Source organism: Methylobacterium sp. CM6244 (assembly GCF_054817885.1).
The window spans coordinates 371,294-391,396 of record NZ_CM139247.1 but is presented as its reverse complement, the minus strand read 5'-3'; the positions used below and the strand labels follow the sequence as shown (position 1 = coordinate 391,396).

Below are 20,103 nucleotides of genomic sequence, written 5' to 3'. Positions count from 1 at the left end.
GTACCGCTTCCTGTGCCACGTCCGCCCGAGTTTCGGCCGAATAGGGCACAATCTTCGGCGCCGCGTGTCGCAGTGCGCCGCGATCTCGCCGTTGCATCAGCTCCAAAGGAGGACACAAGGTCCTTCGTCGACAAACTATTCGGCATCGAGAGCCCTGAGCCACCGCGGCTCGCCTATGCCGCACTGGAGACGAAGCCCATCGACAGCGTCTTTCGCAGAGCGCTGAATGTAGTACCGGATGGTGGCACGGGTGGAGTCGCGATTTACGATATCCGCGCCAGGGTTGTCACGCTTCCGAATGGGGAGAAGCTCGAGGCGCATTCGGGGTTAGGTGAGAGCATGGACGATCCGGGTCACGTGCATGTCCGAATGAAGGGGCCTACTCCGGTGGGGACCTACGACATCAGCGAGCGGGAGAAGCCGTTCCATGGGGTTCGCGCTCTTCGCCTCAATCCCCTTGGTGGACCTGAGGCCGTGCACGGTCGGGTTGGACTTTTGGCTCATACCTACATGCTCGGGGCGAGCGGTGCCTCGAATGGCTGCGTTTCGTTCAAGGATTACGACAAGTTCCTGCAGGCGTACCTGCGAGGCGAAGTCCAGCGCCTTATTGTGATCGCAGGCGGTTAGATCTGCCCGACTTAGCCCGCCAGGTCGATGTCGGGCTCGCCCGAGTTGCTCGTAGCTGGTCGCGACCGACCCTCGAGGTATTGCAAGAGCAACCTCGAGAGGCGTCCTCTATCAACCGGGCATGTGTGACCGGTCGGGCTGATGCGCTGTGAATGAACATACTTCGAGCGAAGACGGTTTGGCTAAAGCCGCCGCGGACTTTTGGCCGCGATCAGCTTGACTGGTTCAACGCGCCTTAGGCGATGGAGGTCAGAACCTTGACGCTATTCGGCTATCACGCTTCACATGAGCAATATGCCCCTTCAGCGCTCCTCACCTACGTGCAGGCAGCCGAGCGCGCTGGGTTTGCATGCGCAATGTCGTCTGAGCATTTCAAGCCTTGGAGCAATGCACAGGGCCATGCCGGGCATGCATGGTCGTGGCTTGGTGCAGCGCTCGCAACGACGAACATACCGTTCGGCATCATAACCGCGCCCGGCTACCGTCATCATCCAGCCGTTCTCGCGCAATCTGCGGCAACCCTTTTCGAGATGTTTCCAGAGCGGCTATGGCTTGCTCTGGGCAGTGGCCAACGATTGAACGAGGACATCACTGGTATGGCGTGGCCGGAGAAGGCTGAGCGGACAGCCCGTCTCGCCGAATGCGCGGCAGTGATCAGAGCCTTATTCGAGGGCGAGACCGTGACGCATCGCGGACGGGTCACCGTCGTGGACGCCAAGCTATACTCGCGGCCGGCAAAGGCACCGCTCCTGTTGGCTGGCGCAGTCACGGCCGAAACTGCACGCAAGGTGGCGTGCTGGGCAGATGGCCTCGTGACCGTTGGCATTGAGCCGGACAAGCTCCGTCCCGTGGTTGAGGCTTTTCGCGATGGTGGAGGCGCCGATAAGCCGGTTTTACTCCAAACGAAGGTAGGTTGGGATACCGATCCAACACGTGCCCTGGCTGAGGCTCACCGGCAGTGGTCGAGCAATATGCTGGAAGGCGACGTCAATTGGGACTTGCGGACGCCCGAGGACTTTGAGACGGCCTCGCGATTCGTGCGCCCTGAAGATGTCCATTCCTCCGTACGGGTTTCCGAGGATCTTGGACGTCAAGCGGCATGGCTGGCTGAGCTTGCGGAAATCGGCTTTGCTGAGATCATCGTCCATCAAGTTGGCCGAAACCAGGAAGCCTTTATCGATGCGTTCGGCGGCCACGTGCTGCCGCAGCTTCGAGTTTAGCCGAGGATGCAGCTGCCGCTGTCCTCACGACTTTGGTGATCACTTCCGCGGAGCGTCGTCCCGGCACAATCGCGACCGTTTCCTCAAATTTTATTCGGCAACCGGACCGTCAACGCAAAGCGGGCTTCGCTTAATTTTGCGGCGATCTTATGCCGTTGGGCCCCTACGGCTGATGCTGTTCGATAATGCCGACCGCGAGTGGGGGTGTGCAGGCCGGCGACCCAGCGCCAGGAGAGCGTGTTGCTGGCCGGATCGCCATCGACGAGGTGACGCAAGAAGAACTCGGCGCCGAGGGCCCAAGGCAGGCGCAGGGTGAAGATTCAGATCGAGGCGAACCACATGCGCGCGTGGTTGTGCAGCCACCCTGTCTCGACGAGTTCGCTCGACCAGGCGTCAAAGCAATCGATGCCGCTCCGCCCCTCAATCGCAGCCGCGTAGGTCCGCCGCAGGCCCGGTTCGCCGGCGAGCCGCTCATAGCCCTCAGCGGCCAGCGCAAGGTAGTCCGTCCAGGTGGTGGGATGGGTTTCCAGGTGCCCCTTGAAATAGGTCCGCCAGAATACCTCGCTGACGAACTTCTCGGCCCCCTCGTCACCGAAGGCAGCGACGGTCGCAGCGACGACCTCGGCCTCGGTGATCAGGCGCCGGCGCAGGTAGGGCGAAAGCGTCGAGGTCGTGGACCTCCCTTCGGGCCCAAGGTCGAAGTTGCGGGCCCCGGCATACTCGGCTCCCTCATGTTCTAGAAAGGCAGCGAGACGGTCGAGCCCGGCGGCGCGGGTCATAGGGAAAATGCGATCCATGGCCATGAGCTAGCGCGCGGCGGGGAGAAGCAGATGCGACCGAATCCCGACGGTGAGGGCACCCGTTTCGGCGCTATGCCCTTGGAGGCGTTACAGGCGGCCCACGCGGGCCATCTCGGCCGAAGGCGGGGCGATTCCCGTGATTCACGCTGATGGGGGCTCTCGATGCCTGCAGCCGTCGTTGCGGGGGGGCAGGCTTTCGCCACGGGCATTCGCAAGATGCCGTCAGGCGCTGAGAAGATTTGTGCGATTGAAGCGCGCGAGGGAACCCCAACCGCCACGAGGCCGAGCACCGGCTGTTCTCGTTCCTTATATGCGATGCGAATGGCATCGTTGGCCCAGGCCACCCGAAGGAGATGCCGGTTCTGCTAACGACGCCAGAGGAGCTGCGGACGTGGCCTGAGGCGCCAACCGAGATCGCCCTCGAGCTACAGCGCCCACCCCCGGGACGCCAAGATGAGGATAGTCGCGACCGGGGCGCGGAAGGACCCTGCAGAATCAGGATCGCATCGCGGCCGGCCTGGTGCTGGGACAGGCCGCCCGGGAAGCCGTCCTAACGGGCCGTGGCTTCAGCGTCGGCAACGAGGCGCCGGGTCGTGGGGGCACGCGGGGTCAGGGACGGCGTGGTCGTCAGCTCGGAAGCCGGACGAACCGATGCAGTGACGCGAGCCTGTTCACGGTAGAGGGTCGGCGTGAGGTTAACGCGATCCTCAGCCATTGCCGTACCGGTCAGGGTGATGGCGGCGAAAGCGGCAAGAACGATTTTATGGACGGTCATGGTACTAATCCCTCTGGTGTTTCGGGGCCTGCGCCCCGTCTGATGAGAGGGATATGCGCTGCAGTGCACCATCATTCAAACAGATTGGATCGATAGTCGATATTGATGAAATCGATGTACTTTCATGCCCTCTTCCTTGCCTTGTCACTGGCTCCCGCATTCGCAGCCGAGCCCATCACCGGCCGGGCCTCGGTGATCGACGGCGACACCCTCGATATCGGCAGTACCCGCATCGGCCTTCACGCCATCGACGCGCCCGAAAGCGCCCAGCTCTGCGAAGATAAGGTGGGGAAGGCTTCCGATGCGGGCAGGCCGCTGCCCTCGCGCTGGCCAACCGGATCAACTCTGAACCTGTCTCCTGCGATCCTAGGGATACCGATAAGTACGGACGCACCGTCGAGGTCTTCCGAAAGGGGGCCGAGGATCTGAACCGCTGGCTGGTCGCGAAGGGCCATGCAATCGCCTATCGCCGGTACTCGGAGGACTACGTTGGATCTGAGGACACCGCGAAGGCGGGAAAGCTCGGGACATGGGGAGGAGCCTTCACGGCACCAGGAGATTGGCGCAAGGGCAAGCGGGCCATGACAATGGGGTTCGCGGCAGCGGGCGGTCCAGTTTGTCCGATACCCTCGCCGACGCCTCCGCAAGCGGCCCCCAAGGCCGGCGGCTGCGCGATCAAGGGGAACATTAGCCGAAAGGGCGAGAAGGTCTTCCACGTTCCCGGATCGCGCGACTATGACCGGACCCGGATCAGCGAGAAGGACGGCGAGCGCATGTTCTGCTCTGAAGACGAAGCGAAAGCGGCTGGGTGGCGGGCGCCGCGGTAATACCAAAAGCACTGATTGAGACCGGCATAGATCCGGAGAAGATTTCAGCCATAATGGATGAGATACGCCAGAAAATGTTTGCGGCGACTAATCGCCGTTTCTGAGAAGTTTTATGACTGAGTAGGTTACCGCCTCCCTTGGCCTCATCTCCGAAGGCCCGCTGTTTCCGATCCCCTGCTCCTGCTCGTCCTGGCGTCCGAGAGCGCCGAGGTCGTGCTGGGTATTCGTGTGCGCCTCCTGCAAAATACCTTCGCCCTACGAAGTTACGGGGAACGGTTTTACGGTCTCCACCGTACCTAGGCGGCTGAAGGTCAGGCCCAGACAACGAGACCTTCGCGTACTTCGAATGCCCCCACACTGAGGTGTGAGTGCGTCGTGGGTAACCCATGGCCGACGCGCGAGCGGCTTCGCCGATCATACGTGGGAAAGCGGTTGCAAGGGCTCGGTGAACGGGGGGGCGTCTCACCCTCCCGCGTCACCTCCTAGGAGGCATATTTGAGAACCATAGGCGCGATCATCCTGTCCCTCACCTTGCTCCTGGCACAAGACGCCATGGCGCAAACCCTGTCGCAGGATCAGGCCGTGGAGAGTATCGATGACGTAAGGCCGGGGCCGCCTCCGCCGCTCCCGGACCTGTCGGATCCGAACTCTCGCACCGGAGAGGCACTCGCCGAGCCAGATGCGCGCTCCGGCATCCCGAAGGTCCTGCGAGGATCGGCCAGCAAAGCCGGTGGACCCGCCAACGAACTCAACCCGAGCGGGACTCGCGAGGATGAGACTCCCGCGAAGGGCGATCTTGCTAACGTCATCGCGGGTAAGGATCTGTTCCATGGCAATTATTGCGGCTCGGGCCAGCGTGGCGCGGATCTTCCGCCGACTGACGCCCTAGATGCCGCCTGTCAGCGCCATGACGCGTGCTACGATATGGCCGGACATCGCTCGTGCGCTTGTGACAAGAAGCTGAGGCGCGAGGCGACTGCGGTTTCGGAAAGACCAGACGTCACGCTAGAAATACGTCGCCGAGCCTTGAGCGTTGTCGGGGCTGCGGATGCCATGAGCTGCCAGGCTCCCTGAGGGTAAGCTCCATTAGGGGAGGTCCAGCTGTCACATCCTGGTCTGGCATATCGACGTGATCGTCTGTTGCCGGAACACGGCGCCCCGCATCACCAAGCTGAGGGTCGTGCGGAAGGCCTCGATCATCCCGCCGGTACGGGCGACCAGGTTAAGCCGGTTCGGCTGGGCTGCGCATCAGACCCCGGAGGGCTCTGAACGGAAGCATCAACATCGTCACACAGGCGCCCAGCGCCAGCACAACGAAGACCGACAGGATTGCCGTCAGGATTTTGATCATAGGCGTGCTCACTCCGGCGTACAGCGGCATAGGCTCCGCAGTGCGTTGTAGATACGATCGACCCAAAGGTCGGCGAGAGTGTGTGCAGTTCTACGTTCCCGTTAGGATTGATCGCTGCTCGCCATACCGTTTTCTCGGATGTCGCTACTAAATGACTTCAGCCGCCTCTACGGTCCGCTCTGCATCTCAAAACCTGACATCACAGGGCACACAGGCCATATGTTCGAGATGGTTAATTCAACGCTAACCCGCGTCGGCGACGCCCACGGCCTGCTCAATCCCTGGGAGGCCCGCCATTTCCGACGCTCTTCTTTTGCTCACCCTAGCGACCGAGAACGCCGAGCTACGCGCCCAGCTCGCGGAGGTTCAGGAGCAGTGCGTCGAGCTGGCAGTGGATGCGGGCGAGCTTCACGCCGAGGTGGAACGGCTACAGTGGCGGCTTGCCGTAGCCGAGCGCGACCGCGACAGGTGGCAGGCGCGGGCCGCGCCCTGCTGAGCCGTTTGGGAAAGGCCGGCTGTCCGACCTACGCTACTTGGGTTGAGCGGCACACGTGATCTGCGCAAGCAGCAGGATGGGGAAGTCGCGCATCTGATGCTGAGAGATATATGAGCAACACCGAGCAGTTGGTTCTTCCAAAGTATAATTAGACAATTTTATCGCGCTTGACGGTTATAAAAAATTAGGGAGTGCTCCCGGCTCGGCATGCGAGAGGCCGAAACGATGTGCTTAGGTTGATTGTAAGGAATCATACGGTGGATCAGATCGAAAAGATCATGCGTGATCTCACCAGGGATTTCGAAGTCGAGCGGCAGGCATCCGATACGAAGCAGATTTCTGCGCCTTCACTGGCCGGCATTCTGCGGGTCATTGGCTCGACGGACAGGCAAACCACTGACTCCCCCCCTAATCATCACGCCACCCCACAGGATTGGTCGGACCTGATTGATAGGGTCAGGGACGCTGCGCATCGGGTAAGGGAGGCTGAAGCCGAAACTCAGGAGCAGGAGATCCGCGTTCGTGAGCTTCTAGACCGGGTTCGTGAGGATATGACGGCCGCGCATGAGCGCATCAGAGCAGCCGAGAGCCATGCCAAGGATATTCAAACCCGGTCCGATGCGTTGCTGAAAGCCGCCGATGCGCGCGTTAGAGAAGCGGAAGAGCGGGCTCGCACAGCAGAAGCGTGGCTGTCGAAGATCTCAATGACGATCGCCGAGGAATTCTCTTCCAAAGACGAAAAGCGCCTCACGGCCTAAATTTTATTCGCGTGAGGAACGGATGGCTTTCCTCAGAAGCTGCCAATCAGCATATCCGGTGCATCGGTTCCAGCTTCAGGAACTGTCCGATTGGGACGCAGTAAGTCGGTGACCATGATCCGGAGGTTCGAAAGTTCGAGCCTCCCATGCTCATTGTCGCGGGTTCGTTCGTTGGTATCGGGACCTAGTTCCCATCTTCCTCCGCCATCACTGCCTCGACGGCAGCAATCGCATTCTCCAACTCGGCGACGCGCTTCAGCACACTATCGGCTGGCATAGTGTCGTGATCCGCAGCGGCGACGATCAGAACGTGCTGATGGGCCTTCAGACGGTCAAGGAGAGCGACAAGCTTGGACATGACGCTGGCCGTATCCTGCCCCGGCAATCACGGCAACAATTTCCACCAGATCGTTGAATTATTGCTCCTCCTCAAGGGTGCGGTCGCGTCTCCGTCTGATTCACACGCTCGCGTCGTCCATCGGCCCGCTTGATCCAAACCTCAGTAGCGTCGAGGGCGAGCTCTGGCCCATGGGCGTAATCCCACCTCCAGCTCGGGTCTGCGGTTGGCCCCATCTCAGATCGACACCCTCTCGAAGGACCAGGCGCAGGCGGAATTCCCCCTCATGCTTGCGAACCAATAGGACCCTGAGGGTTTCCGAAGAAGCGATCCAAGCTTCCGAAGCCCCAAGATCCGTGAAAAGGCAGGGTGCATAGTCATCCGTCATGATCTCGCGCCAGGGCGGGAGTTCGTGCGTCATCGATGGCCTATTGCTTCTCATTCCAGGTCGGCGCGGCTGGCTTCGAAGAGCGTTTATATCACCTATCTATTTCTCTGTCCGATAATAATGCTATTGAGAACGCCTCGAAACATTGCTCTATGGGGGTTCCACGGCTCCTCTTGAGAACAACGATATGACAGATCAGACTCCCGAACTGCCGACCAGCCATATCGAGCTTACGGCTGACATCGTCGCCGCCTACGTCTCCAACAACTCGGTTCCGGTAGGATCATTGGCCGACTTGCTGAGCAGCGTGCACGCCGCCATCAGCGGCCTTACCAGCGGTGGATCTAGCGCGCCGGAGGTGGACAAGATCGAGAAGGCGACGCCGGCACAGATCAAGAAGTCGATCACGCCAGACCACCTCATCAGCTTCGAGGATGGCAAGCCCTACAAGACGCTGCGCCGGCATCTAACGCTCCGCGGGCTGAGCCCTGAGGCTTACCGTGCGAAGCATGGCCTACACGCCGACTATCCCATGACCTCCGCAAGCTACTCGGCGCAGCGCTCGGAGCTTGCTCGGTCCCTTGGCCTTGGGCAGCAGCGCAAGGGTGCAGCCAACGCGAAGATAGCCGCTCCAGAAAAGGCCGTCGTTGAAGAGGCCGCTCCGGCCCCTGAGAAACCCAAGATGGCCGGGCGGCCACGCAAGGCTGCTGTCGCTGCCTGACGAGCCTTGAAGGGCGCCGGGCGCATGCTAGGCCCTACCCGCGGTTGGACAGAGGAAAGCGGGAGAAGGTCGAACTGCATCGAGAATAGCAGCTACCCGAAAAGCTAACGGCCACGGACACCGAGCCAAGGTGCGCGTACATCCGGCGTCACCCTGTCCCGGCATCGTGGCCGTCTCCGATCAAGCGACGTGGGTCGCGATCGGCCTAGCCCTCATGTGGGGATCATATGGTTAACGATCAATGAGCATGCCTAATCCGCTACTCCGTAACTTCGGCCTTTGCGTCGCCCTCGGCAAGGATGCTTTGTAAATCGCCTTTGAGCGCGTCGAACTGCTCGGCGGTCGCCACGATCTTGAAGTTGGTCCCGTTCTCGGCTTCCACCGCGAGCTTGATGTGGTCGCCAACCTTCGCCGCGAAAGCGGGTTTCAGGGTGTAGCTAGAGCCGTGCCCTGGCGGGTTGAATCGCTTGGGGTAGGCGATCTGGCTGGCGTGTGATTCACTGGACGGGCTTATGAGGGAGGATTGCCATGCCGTCAGCCCTGTCGGTCGATCTGCGCGAGCGTGTGGTCGCCGCGATTGAAGCAGGTGCATCGCGGCGTCAGGCTGCCAAACGCTTCGGGGTCGGGGCAGCCAGCGCGATCCGTTGGCACGAGCGCTTTCGGCAGGACGGGCGGATCGCGCCCAGGCCCATGGGCGGCGACCGCAACTCGCAGCGCCTGGAAGCGCAGGCGACCCTGATCCTTCGGATCTACGAAGAGCACCCGCTCTCTTTCCTGCGGGAACTGCGCGACAGGCTCTCGGAACGGGGCGTCCGGGCAAGCACGAGCAGCCTGTCACGCTTCTTCGCCCGGCATGGGATCACCCGTAAAAAGGGGCTGTCCACGCGGCCGAGCAGGAGCGGCCGGATGTGAAGGCCGCACGCGAGGACTGGTTCGAGCGCCAACCCGATCTCGATCCGGATCGCTTGGTCTTCCTCGACGAGACGGCCGCCACGACCAAGATGGCCCGCCGCTATGGTCGTGCTCCGCGCGGCGAACGCTGCCGGATCGCCGTGCCTCACGGGCACTACAAGACCACTACCATCACCGCCGCCCTGCGCGCCACGGGACTGATCGCCAGAACCGTCTTCGATGGAGCCACGAATGGTATGCGCTTCCGGGCCTACGTCACCGACACCCTGGCTCCGGTGCTCAAGCCCGGCGATACCGTCATCCTCGACAACCTGAACGCCCACAAGGTCGCTGGGGTGCGCGAGGCCATCGAGGCAGTCGGCGCACGAGTTCTCTACCTCCCGCCCTACAGTCCCGAGTTCAATCCCATCGAGCAAGTCTTTGCCAAGGTCAAAGCCCTCCTTCGGACCGCCGCAGCGCGAACCGCCGACGACCTGACCATCGCCATTCGAGAGGCTTTCTCTGCCTTCCGGCCGAACGAGTGCCGCAACTATCTCACCGCCGCTGGATACGATGCCTATGATCCAAGCTGAGCGGGCACAACTCTAGTGGCATTGTCATTCGCTGCCACGAGGGTCGCCTTGTTCGGCAGCAGCAAACGCCGAGAACGGCGCGAGGGGGATGCGACAGAACCTCTCGCTAGCATCCATGAGAGGGCCTGCTGTTGGTGTGCACGAGGCTACGCCCCTATTTGGGTCGCCCAGTATCCGAATTGGCTGCGGCAATGGGCCGGACAACGAATGCGATGCTCTACGTCAACGATTTGAGGGGCATCTGAACGGTCGCTGCCATGGTGCCTTCGGCTCCCTCGACATCCCGCAACCCGGCCCAGACCTTCCAATCCTCCCAAGCCTCACGCATCTTGAATGCCGCCTCGTCGGCAGAGCCAGCGTTTCCGCCTCGCCGGAACGGTGCCACACCAATATCGAGGTGCATCGCCCATGCCCACTGCTGGTCCGCCACAGGTTCGGCTTGAATACAATCGATCCTTCCGACGATCAGGGCCGCGCTGGTGACAATGTATGTCTCACGCGGCTCCTCCAGCATCAAATTGAAAGCTAGCTTTGCCATGGACTGTCACTGTGCGAGAGTTCGATCTGATCCGTGAGGCAACTCGGCGGAGGCTCGCCGGATGGTCGGGCTCGTCAATCGCCGCCTTCGCCACCCGCTTGTGCTGGATCAATACGCCGGGGCTTCACTGCCCGAGCCTTGCGTGGCTCCTTCTTCGCAGCGCGCCCAGACGGATCGAACGGCACGACGCCACCGCCGCATCCGATACAAACGGACTTCGATAGACGGTCGGTGCGGGCGTCGCGGTCCTTGTCCTTCTTTGCCTGGCTGGCCGAATTCTCCACTTGCTGTTGGTGCATGGCCTCCATCCGCTTCTCCCGATCAGCGTCTGACACGCTTGATGACGGTTGGGACGAAGCGGTGCCAGTGGGCAGCCACAAGCATCCCACGGCAAAGGCCAGGATCGCAGAGCGCTTTAGCAGGGTCGTTCCGCACGGCATGGAGTCTTCCTTCCTCGTCTACCCCTACACCTCAATTAGAAATGCACCGAATGATGCGTTGGCAGCGAGCCGCCTTTCCCCAGGTCGGCCAAGATTGCTGAGGAAAAGGCATGTGACAACGTGTCGACCGGAATCTCAAACTTCGAAAATTTGTCATTTGATTAGTTTTTTTGATCGGTGGTTCGTACGTCCTGTTGTAAAATCAGTCTTATAGAGCAAATTCACCAAGGGGAGCGTGCTACCTCAGCAGCGAAAGCCCCGAATAGCTTAACGTAGCGGAGTAGACAGGACGACTATCCATATCTGTCACAAAGACGACAATCGACATGCGATCTCCATCTGCGGGGATTTCCTCGTATCCGATCGCGGGCAGGAGCTTCTGTGCTGCCCTACGCACCTCCGCCATCGTCTCCAAAATCACCCCCGTATCATCACGCTGGGCTTTGCCGTCGATGTGGAGATCAAAGAAGTAGCGGGGCATAGGCTCTCCCTGTTCGGTTTGCTAGGCCAACCGCGCATCTCCAGCTAGGGTTTCTGTCTGGGTTCATACAGAACTGCTTAGAACAGAAAGGGACAAATTCTGAGAAGTTCCTAATCTTGCAACAATTTGACATATGTGGCTGCGACCGTATTGGGTCGTCGATATCGTTTCTAATCAGCTAGCGAATCAGGCGGCGACTCCTGAGATTAGAATGCTCCCGCCATAGAAGGAGCAAAGCCGTGTCGGGCTCAGCTCAACTCCATCTTAGCGGTTTAGGTGATCGGCAATCGGCGGTTTACCGTGCCATCGTGGTAGCCAAGAGCGGGACGGTCGTGAACGCGATGCGGCTCGCAGCCGACAATGAGGAGCGCGCCGTTCAGCAAGATAAAGCGATGGTGGGCGATGAGACCGTCGAGCTTTGGGACGGCTTGCGCTTTATCGAGAGATTTTCGCCGGTTGATTGAGGCTGGCGCTAGTCGAAGTTCGGCCTTAGATCCGGCATCTTGCGGAGGATTTCCTTCGTTTCGCTCAGAAGGTCACGGCTTCGGGCGATCTCGGCTTTCATCTCCTGCACCAGTCGAACCGAATGGCGGACGCGCTCGGGATCTGACAGAGGGATATACCTACTGCTCAGGTTAATAATTTGCGCCATTAACTTGCCATAGCAGATTAAGAGCGAGGGCATATCGTGCCGATCGCTGGATTGCTGGGGGAAAAGCTCAAGGCTGAATTGCTGCATTGGCCTTTGATCCCCTGCATTTACTAGTGTTGGGTCTACAAAGGTTATCCGTGGCCCAAACAGAAACAGCAGCACCTGAGATGCCGGCGAGCCTTCAGTTTGTAAACTGACCCACTACCCCATCTCGCCTATTCTCACGCCGCCATCGGGACGTTGACCACGTCCATAAATCCAAGGGTCATGACGTGCCGGCCGGCGCCGTCGTGGACATCGACGACCCAATCCGACCAGTCGAGATTTCGCCCGCTCAACTCCATCACCTGCCATGCGGCTCGCTCAGCATGGTGCCAGAGCAAGCCAGTGTTCGGTAGTTTCACACCCATCTCGTCGATGATCACGGCGTGTCCGTCGATGCAGTGAAATCGATATGTCTGGCGCGCCATCCACAGCTCTTCACAGGCTCGAATAGGCCGCATACGGTTAAGATTGACCCGGAACCACCAGCCTGTTTGTTCTCTTTTCGTTCTAACGGAGAGGGCCATGGGCGTCTATCGAATCGACGAGTTGACGCCGGGCGGTACCGACGTTGTCCACATCCCCATCATGGGGCCGACGCTCTGCGCTGGCTTCCCGTCGCCAGCTGACGACTTCCTCGAAGGCTCGCTCGAACTGCCGCGGTGGCTCGCACCGAACCCGCCGGCTACGTTCGCCTGGAACATCTCCGGAGATTCCATGCGCGGCGCCGGCATCTTCGACCGCGATCTTGCCGTCGTGGATCGGAGCCTCAAAGCTGTGCACGATAGCGTCGTGGTCGCTGCCATCGATGGCCACATGTCGATCAAGCGTTTCCTCGTGGACGGGAACGTGGCGCGGCTCTCGTTCGAGAACCCGGACCTGCCGGCCTTCGCGGTTGAGGAGAGCGGCGAGGCCGAGATCTGGGGCGTCGTACGGTTTTCGATCCGCTGGCACATCGCCCGGGCCGGCCTGGTTCGATGAGCCGTGCCATCGCGCTGATCGACGGCAACAGCTTCTATTGCTCCTGCGAGCGGGTGTTCGACCCGAAGCTCGCCCGCGTCCCGGTGATCGTGCTGTCCAACAACGATGGCTGCGCGGTGGCCCGCACCGCCGAGGCCAAGGCGCTCGGGATCAAGATGGGCGAGCCTTGGTTCAAGATCCGCGACCTGTGCAAGCGCGAGGGCGTGCGGGCGTTCTCGTCGAACTACACGCTCTATGGCGACATGAGCGCCAGGGCGAACGCGGTCTATCGCGACTTCTCGCCGGCTGTGGAGATCTATTCCATCGATGAGAGCTTCCTCGATCTGTCGGACGTGCGCGAGGATCGGCGCGTCGAGCTCGCGCGTGACCTGCGTGCGACGGTGCGCGCCTGGACCGGCATTCCGACATGCGTGGGGATTGGGCCAACGAAGACGCTGGCGAAGCTCGCCAACCACATCGCCAAGACGATTCCGGATCTCGGCGGGGTGTGTGACCTCTCGGACGAGGACGAGCGGGCGGCTTGGCTCTGTCGCATCCACGTCGGCGAGGTCTGGGGGATCGGCCGGGCCTCGCTGGCGAAGCTAGAAGCCATGGGCGTCGATTCCATCGCCGATCTGCGCGACCTCGACCCGCGTCCGGTCCGTAAGGCGATGACGGTGGTTGGCGAGCGCATCATCCATGAGCTGCGCGGCGTGTGCTGCCTGCCGCTCGAACTGATGCCGGCCCAACGGAAGGGGTGTGCCGTGACGCGCTCGTTTTCCAGCCGGATCGAGGACCGAGCCACGATGGAGCAGGCGGTGTCCGCTCACGCGACCCGATTGGGTGAGAAGCTGCGCCGGGGTGGGCTCGGCACGAACCACGTCTCGGTTTTCTACCACACCTCCGAGCACGACCGCGGCGACCCGATGCGCTCGGTCTCGACGACTGTCACGTTACCGGAGGCGACGAACGACACATTGGCGCTGATCAAAGCGGCGCTCGAGGGTGTGACCCGCACTTGGCGCGAGGCACCAGGCGACCGGCCGTGGCGCTACAGTAAGGCTGGCGTCATCACCACCGACCTCAAGCTGTTGGAGGAATCCCAGCGCGCCCTGATCGGCCAGCTCGACCGTGAGCGCAGCGCTCCGTTGATGGCCGCGATGGACGAGTGCAATCGGCGCTTTAGGCGCGGTGCCGTCGTGCCGGCCCGGGCGGGCCTGGAAACGAAGCGGACCTGGTCGACGAAGTTCGAGATGCGGAGCCCGCGCTACACGACACAGATATCAGAGCTGCCAACGGCGCATGCGTGAGAAGAGGCGACAATACCGTTGATGCACACGGCATTTGGCCCATGCCCTTCCGCCTGCAGAGCACCAAGCGCTGTTCATCGGTACCACGTAATCTTGGAGCGGAGGCGCGCAAAACGCGATCAGATTTGATCGGAAGATTTCCAATCTTCACTACCGGTCAGCGGATTGACGCCAACTGCTTTTGATGCCCGTCGTCACTTGTAAAGTTTCTAGTGGGCGCGACCACGATGCGGTTACGGCCCGCCGCCTTAGCACGATAGAGTGCCTGATCTGCTTCAATGAATAGCGCCTGAAAGGGCTGATCTGGCGTGCGGGTTGCAACACCTGCTGAGATGGTAACTGATACGACGGCCGAGCCAGCATGGACGAGTGTTCGAGCTATGGTTTCCCGGAATTCGTCAAGTCGCTGAAGCAGGCTTCGTTCGTAGCAACCGTCGGTGATCAGCGCGAACTCTTCGCCTCCAAGTCGCCCAATTCGTCCAATGGCGCCGAGCTCGCGCTGCATAATTTCGGCTACGACACGAAGAACTTGATCGCCAACCAAATGGCCGTGATTATCGTTCACTGATTTAAAATGATCTATATCGACGATCATAAGTGCCATCAGCGTCGAGCGCTCCTCAACATCTTCGAGAAGGGCCCGCCGATTCAGCAGCCCAGTTAACGGGTCGGTCTGGCTTGCCCTGAAAAGTGCTAAGTGCGCTTTGCCGATAGCTCTTGTGACGGGAGCGGCAACGACGATTACAACTACAACGGTGATGACCCAAGACCGAACTGCGGATGTCCAGCTCTGAAAAAATACAAGCTGCTGAACCACATCGAAGAGAAGCGCGACGCCAATGCAGAAGGCTGTCGTTCGGATCATATAAAATTGAAGATCACGCTTCGACGCAATGCGTAGCTTTTTAAGAGGGTTGCGGATAAGCGGCATGACATACATACACTTTGAAGCGGTACGGCGCTTACGCCTAAGGCGACAGGCTGAATCAATACCTCAGATTTAGCGTCAACGTTCAATTAATGTCCTCCCCGCTTGTCTGGTTTCTGGCGCCTCTCTAAAGGCGGTTCAGAAGCTCGATGACTGGCCTCACGTGGGATGGGGGTAGACTTACCGTGTCCTTCGTTCCGGTTTGAGAACGCAAACGAGTGGCGTGCCGCAATCCGTCCGGGCCATACTTCTTTGCTTCAACTATCAAATCTTGGACTTGTCCGCTCGCTCAGCAGCAAGCGTTTTCACCATCAGTTCCCGGATAACCTTAGACCGGCTCAGCCAGAGCGGGCAGGCCCAGCCACTCCAACGCCGCGTCGAACGATCTGAAAAGACGCTGCCGGATCGTCCCGGCGTCCTCAAGCGGCGACACCCGCCAACTCCACTTGCCTTCCTCTCGCGCCAGATTGCCGACGACCTCGCCAGCCTGGATTAGGTGATGCTCGTCAGGTCCAATGCGGTAGAGGCTCAGGGACATGGCTTCCTGACCGGCACCTCGATCGTCACCAGCTTGCCCGAGATCGGATCGAAAACGGTGAGCGTCATGGTGGCCTCCGGGCGTAGTCCGAAAGATGCCGGGGGAATGGTTAACGAGGGCTTAAGCGCGTTCCTGAACGACCGGCGGCCGGACGTAATGCTGAGACGCTGAGATTGGGAAGTCGATTGGTAAAGGGGCGTTCGTAACGCTACCTCAGACCTCGGACGCGCTGCCAATCACTCAGGGCACGGCTTCGGGCATCGTAAAGCGCGCGAAGTCTGGTTCCCTCTTCCCCACGGCCCTCTGGTTGGGCCGAGATTGCATTGACCATCTCGTCACCAAACCGTGCCGCTAGCTCTGTGGCCCAGGCTTCGTCAGCGGCATAGAGGCGACTAGCTGTAACCGATAAGAAAGGGACGGGCCTCGGGCGTGCTTTCGCATTCATCATGCGCGCTGGTACGGCAGGCGGATCATCTAGGTTTCAAAAGTGAATACAATATTTCAATCTATTATGGCATCGCTTGTGCCAACCAATCAAATTTGCAGGCAGCCCCGCCCAGGCCGACCCTTAGGGCAGGCGTTCCAGGCGGCGAGAACAAAAAGCCCGGCGCGCCATGACAGCGGCGGGGCTTGAGAAGAAAAATTAAGAGCCGGCTGCTACTGCACTGAACGGATGGTGACCGGATACGACGAAGAGTTGAAACACGCCGCTTATGTCGCGGCACTTCAAGGCTTTAAGGCATTAGCCGAGAGCCTCGGTGTTTCGAGGGAGAGTTTCGAGGTGATCTTGCGAGAGGTTGCCGCTGAAGGGACGACCTCGACTACCGGCACGTCTGAATGGCAACTCACCGCAATTCGCCGCCTTACCGTCAAGAAAGCGGCACGACAGTTTAAGGCGCCCTAGTCAAAACCAAAAACTACCCGCGGCGTGAGCCGGGCAGGTTAATAACCGTTCTTGCAGAAATTCATCTGTACGCCCCGATCGGGCCGTAAATAGCTAAGTCCCGTCCGAGTTACACTCGTTCTGAGCTTCCTCGTCCGCGCGCTTCGCTTTACGCAATGCTGCGCGAATTTTGGCTCGTCCTTCCTTAGTTGCCTGAACTCGCGCGCTTCGCTTCGCTTCAGCATCAGGTGAACGGACCGGTGGGGTTTGCTCAGTCATCGGCCTAATGCTTCCCGAAAGCAGTCGCGGCGATTGTCAAATGCCAAGGCCCCGACCGAGGTGGATCTTGTGAATTCACGGTGCTTTTCTATCAAGGAGACCGACCGCCGGAAAGGCATGTACCGAGTCCAAAGAAAATATCCCGCTCCGGCTTTCGCCGGGCAGAGTCATATTGTGCTCTCGGGACGACCGGCACACGGGGTAGCGCGTCGGGTGGACCAGTGCCGCATGAAAAGCCCCCGCGCGGCCTCAGCCGACGGGTCATGATTACTCAGAGCACTATAGCCCTAACGAGAGCCATTATTTGGGCTTGTCGCCAGGCCCCCATCCCTTCGCTTTGATGATCTGCACGATCTTCGTCTGCATCTCGGGCATCAGGCCCTGCATCCACTGTGTCGTGCCGGCCATCTGAGCCTGAACTAGCTGGGGTTGTGCTGCGGCAAGGCGGCGGCCAGCCGGAGAGGCATAGAACGTCCCCACCGCCTGCAGATCCTCTTTGCTGAGGACACCTGCGAAGCTGCGTGCCTGGATATCGAGGAGCTCGTCGTAATGGGCCGTCAACATTGGAAGTACGGCCTCTTGAACGATGACCTGAGCCCGATCAGCTTCCTTGATTCCCATCTGCTGCATCATGCCGGCCATGGGGGCGGCCATTGAGGATAGCGTAGTCGCGCGATCCCCCTGCATCTGGGTCACGACCTCACGTGCCACCTTTAGCGTCGCCGGATCTTGTGCCGCCGTTGCAGCAGGCTTGGCCGCTGGCGCTGCTGCTTGGGCAAGCGCTTCCGATGCGAGCGGAATGCACAGGGAAAGGCCTGCGATTAGGGGGCCCAAACGGCCGATACGATTCTGCAAGAGGTTTCCTCCAGTTGTGGAACTGCAGAGGTAGGGCGATCCAAACGAAAAACCCGCCGCGGCGTCAGCCGGGCGGGCAAGGTCGGTCTCCAAGGCCAGAGGCTTGAGGCCATCTAGCATTCGATGCATTGTCACATTGCGGGAACGCGATGGCGTCGCGTTTCGGCAGCCCTTTTGGGCGTTTCCTCCCTAGACTCGGGTCGCTCTTCGGGGCGGCCCTTCTTTTTAGGAGCCCCTCCCTAGCAGCATACCCCCTATGCGAAAAGTGAAATCCAGTACTTAGGTATTTGGGTCGCGGGCACCATACGAAAAAACCCGCCGCAGCGTGAGCCGGGCGGGTCAGTTGTTCAGAGAAGCATGAGGGAGGACAAGCTCCCTCAGCGCCATGCACGGGGTGTGCCGGGCGTTGGCGGAGGTCGCTGGCAGGCCGCTTCTTAGCAAAGCACCGGTCGAAGTCCTTCAGCCACCCAATTTAGGTCGGGCGACAAAGCGACCAATCCCGCGACGACGCCGACCGCATTTGCCCAGGCCAGCCCGATCCGGAACCGTGTCCATTTCGGCACGCCGACGCCAATGATGTTCGGTGCCGCGACCAGCATGAAGATGCCGAGCGCGATCACCTTCCGATAGTCGCCCTGAAGCTGGACAAGCGAGGCATTGAGGCTGGTGAGCTGCGCCCGATAGGTTCCGCGGTCCGCGGTGGAGGCTAGGGCCGTGCCCGGGCGGGCAACCTCTTTTCGCAGGGAGGCGAATAAAGACGCATTGGCAGCTAGGGTGACACAGGGTAGTCGCCAGATTTTTGATGCCGCTGGCGGTGCCTTCAAGGTCATTTGCGGCCCCACTCGCTTCACGGAGCTTCGTGGCAGTGTTCGATGCCTCCTGCCCAAACTACGCAGAGGCGACACGTGCGGCCTGAAGCAGGCTCGCCATACGCGCGGCGTTCTGCTGGGTACCGGCGGTGAAGGTATAGTTCTGGGACGTAGGGGCCGGTGAGGGGGAAGACGCTGGCGGGAGGATCGTCGGAGCAACCCGGCTCGCGAGTAGAGGAGCCGTCGGCGGAGACGCATCGCCACCACCTCCGCCCGCCGCTGGGCACGGAGACCTGGTGCCGAAACATGCGGCAGCGGCAGCCGACGCGGCGGCTTCTGTAATGGCGCAGGTGAAGGAACTAACGTTCTTCGTCGTGTCGCCGAGCCGCTTCCCAGCCTAGAAAAGCCGCGAGGTGCCGCGCGCCGCCTGGGACATGGAGTGCCCATCCGGTTCGCCTGCGTCTGAGCGTCGGCTATCTAGAGCCGTGCCCTGGCGGGTTGAATCGCTTGGGGTAGGCGATCTGGCTGGCGTGTGATTCACTGGACGGGCTTATGAGGGAGGATTGCCATGCCGTCAGCCCTGTCGGTCGATCTGCGCGAGCGTGTGGTCGCCGCGATTGAAGCAGGTGCATCGCGGCGTCAGGCTGCCAAACGCTTCGGGGTCGGGGCAGCCAGCGCGATCCGTTGGCACGAGCGCTTTCGGCAGGACGGGCGGATCGCGCCCAGGCCCATGGGCGGCGACCGCAACTCGCAGCGCCTGGAAGCGCAGGCGACCCTGATCCTTCGGATCTACGAAGAGCACCCGCTCTCTTTCCTGCGGGAACTGCGCGACAGGCTCTCGGAACGGGGCGTCCGGGCAAGCACGAGCAGCCTGTCACGCTTCTTCGCCCGGCATGGGATCACCCGTAAAAAGGGGCTGTCCACGCGGCCGAGCAGGAGCGGCCGGATGTGAAGGCCGCACGCGAGGACTGGTTCGAGCGCCAACCCGATCTCGATCCGGATCGCTTGGTCTTCCTCGACGAGACGGCCGCCACGACCAAGATGGCCCGCCGCTATGGTCGTGCTCCGCGCGGCGAACGCTGCCGGATCGCCGTGCCTCACGGGCACTACAAGACCACTACCATCACCGCCGCCCTGCGCGCCACGGGACTGATCGCCAGAACCGTCTTCGATGGAGCCACGAATGGTATGCGCTTCCGGGCCTACGTCACCGACACCCTGGCTCCGGTGCTCAAGCCCGGCGATACCGTCATCCTCGACAACCTGAACGCCCACAAGGTCGCTGGGGTGCGCGAGGCCATCGAGGCGGTCGGCGCACGAGTTCTCTACCTCCCGCCCTACAGTCCCGAGTTCAATCCCATCGAGCAAGTCTTTGCCAAGGTCAAAGCCCTCCTTCGGACCGCCGCAGCGCGAACCGCCGACGACCTGACCATCGCCATTCGAGAGGCTTTCTCTGCCTTCCGGCCGAACGAGTGCCGCAACTATCTCACCGCCGCTGGATACGATGCCTATGATCCAAGCTGAGCGGGCACAACTCTAGTGGTCAATGTCTGACGGATTGCATCCGCCCTGAACGCCCGAGATGGGTGGCTTTCTGCCCTTCC

Annotated in this window: 25 protein-coding genes and 1 pseudogene; 13 read left to right on the top strand and 13 right to left on the bottom strand. The window is 60.9% G+C overall.

Annotation, left to right across the window (positions count from 1 at the left end; genetic code table 11):
- Window positions 1-72 precede the first annotated feature (72 nt).
- Complete coding sequence (locus tag ACYQML_RS01820; protein ID WP_461234513.1) at window positions 73-627, top strand: DUF2778 domain-containing protein; 555 nt, start codon at window positions 73-75, stop codon at window positions 625-627.
- A gap of 242 nt (window positions 628-869) precedes the next feature.
- Entirely contained in the window at window positions 870-1,847 is a 978-nt protein-coding gene (locus ACYQML_RS01815; RefSeq protein WP_461234512.1) for a TIGR03885 family FMN-dependent LLM class oxidoreductase, read from the top strand.
- An 83-nt stretch (window positions 1,848-1,930) separates the two neighbouring features.
- Here the strand turns inward: ACYQML_RS01815 and ACYQML_RS01810 are convergent.
- A pseudogene (locus ACYQML_RS01810) lies at window positions 1,931-2,626 on the bottom strand (FAD-binding domain-containing protein).
- A gap of 571 nt (window positions 2,627-3,197) precedes the next feature.
- Window positions 3,198-3,422, bottom strand: coding sequence for a hypothetical protein (locus ACYQML_RS01805; protein WP_207412344.1), 225 nt, complete (start codon window positions 3,420-3,422; stop codon window positions 3,198-3,200).
- 105 nt (window positions 3,423-3,527) lie between these two features.
- Between ACYQML_RS01805 and ACYQML_RS01800 the strand changes: the two genes are divergently transcribed.
- The 4 genes from ACYQML_RS01800 to ACYQML_RS01785 all read left to right on the top strand — a co-directional run bounded on the left by ACYQML_RS01800 (window position 3,528) and on the right by ACYQML_RS01785 (window position 6,854).
- On the top strand, window positions 3,528-3,851 hold the full coding sequence (locus tag ACYQML_RS01800) for a thermonuclease family protein (protein ID WP_461234511.1): 324 nt from the start codon (window positions 3,528-3,530) through the stop codon (window positions 3,849-3,851).
- Entirely contained in the window at window positions 3,749-4,249 is a 501-nt protein-coding gene (locus ACYQML_RS01795; RefSeq protein ID WP_461235637.1) for a thermonuclease family protein, read from the top strand. The genes ACYQML_RS01800 and ACYQML_RS01795 overlap by 103 nt, the downstream gene beginning before the upstream one ends.
- A gap of 552 nt (window positions 4,250-4,801) precedes the next feature.
- Window positions 4,802-5,323, top strand: a complete 522-nt coding sequence (locus ACYQML_RS01790) for a phospholipase A2 family protein (RefSeq protein ID WP_082490349.1) — start codon at window positions 4,802-4,804, stop codon at window positions 5,321-5,323.
- Between the two features lie 1,030 nt (window positions 5,324-6,353).
- Entirely contained in the window at window positions 6,354-6,854 is a 501-nt protein-coding gene (locus ACYQML_RS01785) for a hypothetical protein (protein ID WP_207412345.1), read from the top strand.
- Window positions 6,855-7,038: 184 nt separating this feature from the next.
- Here ACYQML_RS01785 and ACYQML_RS01780 read toward each other — a convergent pair whose 3' ends face one another.
- Window positions 7,039-7,212 (bottom strand): hypothetical protein, encoded by a 174-nt coding sequence (locus ACYQML_RS01780; RefSeq protein WP_200930133.1) that lies wholly within the window; start codon window positions 7,210-7,212, stop codon window positions 7,039-7,041.
- Between the two features lie 554 nt (window positions 7,213-7,766).
- On the opposite strand from ACYQML_RS01780, the gene ACYQML_RS01775 reads away from it, so the two are divergent.
- Window positions 7,767-8,300, top strand: a complete 534-nt coding sequence (locus ACYQML_RS01775) for a Ros/MucR family transcriptional regulator (RefSeq protein ID WP_461234510.1) — start codon at window positions 7,767-7,769, stop codon at window positions 8,298-8,300.
- Window positions 8,301-8,559: 259 nt separating this feature from the next.
- On the opposite strand, the gene ACYQML_RS01770 is transcribed toward ACYQML_RS01775, so the two are convergent.
- Entirely contained in the window at window positions 8,560-8,682 is a 123-nt protein-coding gene (locus ACYQML_RS01770; RefSeq protein WP_461234509.1) for a hypothetical protein, read from the bottom strand.
- Window positions 8,683-8,828: 146 nt separating this feature from the next.
- On the opposite strand from ACYQML_RS01770, the gene ACYQML_RS01765 reads away from it, so the two are divergent.
- Window positions 8,829-9,784, top strand: a protein-coding gene (locus ACYQML_RS01765; protein WP_461222664.1) for an IS630 family transposase whose coding sequence is annotated in 2 segments (ribosomal slippage) — window positions 8,829-9,180 and window positions 9,180-9,784 — 957 coding nt in all. Because the reading frame shifts where the segments join, the coding sequence is not laid out codon by codon here.
- A gap of 217 nt (window positions 9,785-10,001) precedes the next feature.
- On the opposite strand, the gene ACYQML_RS01760 is transcribed toward ACYQML_RS01765, so the two are convergent.
- The 3 genes from ACYQML_RS01760 to ACYQML_RS01750 form a co-directional block, all read right to left on the bottom strand.
- Complete coding sequence (locus tag ACYQML_RS01760) at window positions 10,002-10,322, bottom strand: hypothetical protein (RefSeq protein WP_461234508.1); 321 nt, start codon at window positions 10,320-10,322, stop codon at window positions 10,002-10,004.
- Window positions 10,323-10,396: 74 nt separating this feature from the next.
- Window positions 10,397-10,630, bottom strand: coding sequence for a hypothetical protein (locus ACYQML_RS01755; protein ID WP_461222220.1), 234 nt, complete (start codon window positions 10,628-10,630; stop codon window positions 10,397-10,399).
- A gap of 370 nt (window positions 10,631-11,000) precedes the next feature.
- Window positions 11,001-11,243: a DUF6894 family protein gene (locus ACYQML_RS01750; RefSeq protein WP_056434697.1), complete on the bottom strand. Its 243-nt coding sequence runs from the start codon at window positions 11,241-11,243 to the stop codon at window positions 11,001-11,003.
- A gap of 239 nt (window positions 11,244-11,482) precedes the next feature.
- Between ACYQML_RS01750 and ACYQML_RS01745 the strand changes: the two genes are divergently transcribed.
- Window positions 11,483-11,707 carry a hypothetical protein gene (locus ACYQML_RS01745; protein WP_461222221.1) on the top strand — a complete coding sequence of 75 codons (225 nt, stop codon included), beginning with the start codon at window positions 11,483-11,485 and terminating at the stop codon, window positions 11,705-11,707.
- An 8-nt stretch (window positions 11,708-11,715) separates the two neighbouring features.
- Here the strand turns inward: ACYQML_RS01745 and ACYQML_RS01740 are convergent, their stop codons facing one another.
- On the bottom strand, window positions 11,716-11,982 hold the full coding sequence (locus tag ACYQML_RS01740) for a hypothetical protein (protein WP_461222222.1): 267 nt from the start codon (window positions 11,980-11,982) through the stop codon (window positions 11,716-11,718).
- A gap of 134 nt (window positions 11,983-12,116) precedes the next feature.
- Window positions 12,117-12,464 carry a DUF6894 family protein gene (locus tag ACYQML_RS01735; RefSeq protein ID WP_461234507.1) on the bottom strand — a complete coding sequence of 116 codons (348 nt, stop codon included), beginning with the start codon at window positions 12,462-12,464 and terminating at the stop codon, window positions 12,117-12,119.
- Between ACYQML_RS01735 and ACYQML_RS01730 the strand changes: the two genes are divergently transcribed.
- The gene (locus tag ACYQML_RS01730) at window positions 12,463-12,918 is read left to right on the top strand and encodes a LexA family protein (protein ID WP_461234506.1); all 456 of its coding nucleotides are present in this window, start codon (window positions 12,463-12,465) and stop codon (window positions 12,916-12,918) included. The genes ACYQML_RS01735 and ACYQML_RS01730 overlap by 2 nt on opposite strands.
- Window positions 12,915-14,207 carry a Y-family DNA polymerase gene (locus ACYQML_RS01725; RefSeq protein WP_461234505.1) on the top strand — a complete coding sequence of 431 codons (1,293 nt, stop codon included), beginning with the start codon at window positions 12,915-12,917 and terminating at the stop codon, window positions 14,205-14,207. The genes ACYQML_RS01730 and ACYQML_RS01725 overlap by 4 nt, the downstream gene beginning before the upstream one ends.
- Window positions 14,208-14,364: 157 nt before the next feature.
- On the opposite strand, the gene ACYQML_RS01720 is transcribed toward ACYQML_RS01725, so the two are convergent.
- The gene (locus ACYQML_RS01720; protein WP_461234504.1) at window positions 14,365-15,138 is read right to left on the bottom strand and encodes a GGDEF domain-containing protein; all 774 of its coding nucleotides are present in this window, start codon (window positions 15,136-15,138) and stop codon (window positions 14,365-14,367) included.
- A 325-nt stretch (window positions 15,139-15,463) separates the two neighbouring features.
- A complete protein-coding gene (locus tag ACYQML_RS01715) occupies window positions 15,464-15,673 on the bottom strand; it encodes a hypothetical protein (protein ID WP_461228473.1) in 210 nt (69 codons plus the stop codon).
- Between the two features lie 673 nt (window positions 15,674-16,346).
- On the opposite strand from ACYQML_RS01715, the gene ACYQML_RS01710 reads away from it, so the two are divergent.
- Window positions 16,347-16,577, top strand: coding sequence for a tautomerase family protein (locus ACYQML_RS01710; RefSeq protein ID WP_461234503.1), 231 nt, complete (start codon window positions 16,347-16,349; stop codon window positions 16,575-16,577).
- A gap of 558 nt (window positions 16,578-17,135) precedes the next feature.
- Here ACYQML_RS01710 and ACYQML_RS01705 read toward each other — a convergent pair.
- Together ACYQML_RS01705 and ACYQML_RS01700 are read right to left on the bottom strand one after the other, a co-directional pair.
- Entirely contained in the window at window positions 17,136-17,690 is a 555-nt protein-coding gene (locus tag ACYQML_RS01705) for a DUF2059 domain-containing protein (RefSeq protein WP_244478073.1), read from the bottom strand.
- A 434-nt stretch (window positions 17,691-18,124) separates the two neighbouring features.
- Window positions 18,125-18,520 carry a hypothetical protein gene (locus tag ACYQML_RS01700; RefSeq protein ID WP_461234502.1) on the bottom strand — a complete coding sequence of 132 codons (396 nt, stop codon included), beginning with the start codon at window positions 18,518-18,520 and terminating at the stop codon, window positions 18,125-18,127.
- A gap of 547 nt (window positions 18,521-19,067) precedes the next feature.
- Here ACYQML_RS01700 and ACYQML_RS01695 point away from each other — a divergent pair.
- Window positions 19,068-20,023 (top strand): IS630 family transposase gene (locus ACYQML_RS01695; protein ID WP_461222664.1). Its coding sequence is split into 2 segments (ribosomal slippage): window positions 19,068-19,419 and window positions 19,419-20,023, totalling 957 coding nucleotides; the frame shifts between segments, so codons are not numbered across the junction.
- Window positions 20,024-20,103 lie beyond the last annotated feature (80 nt).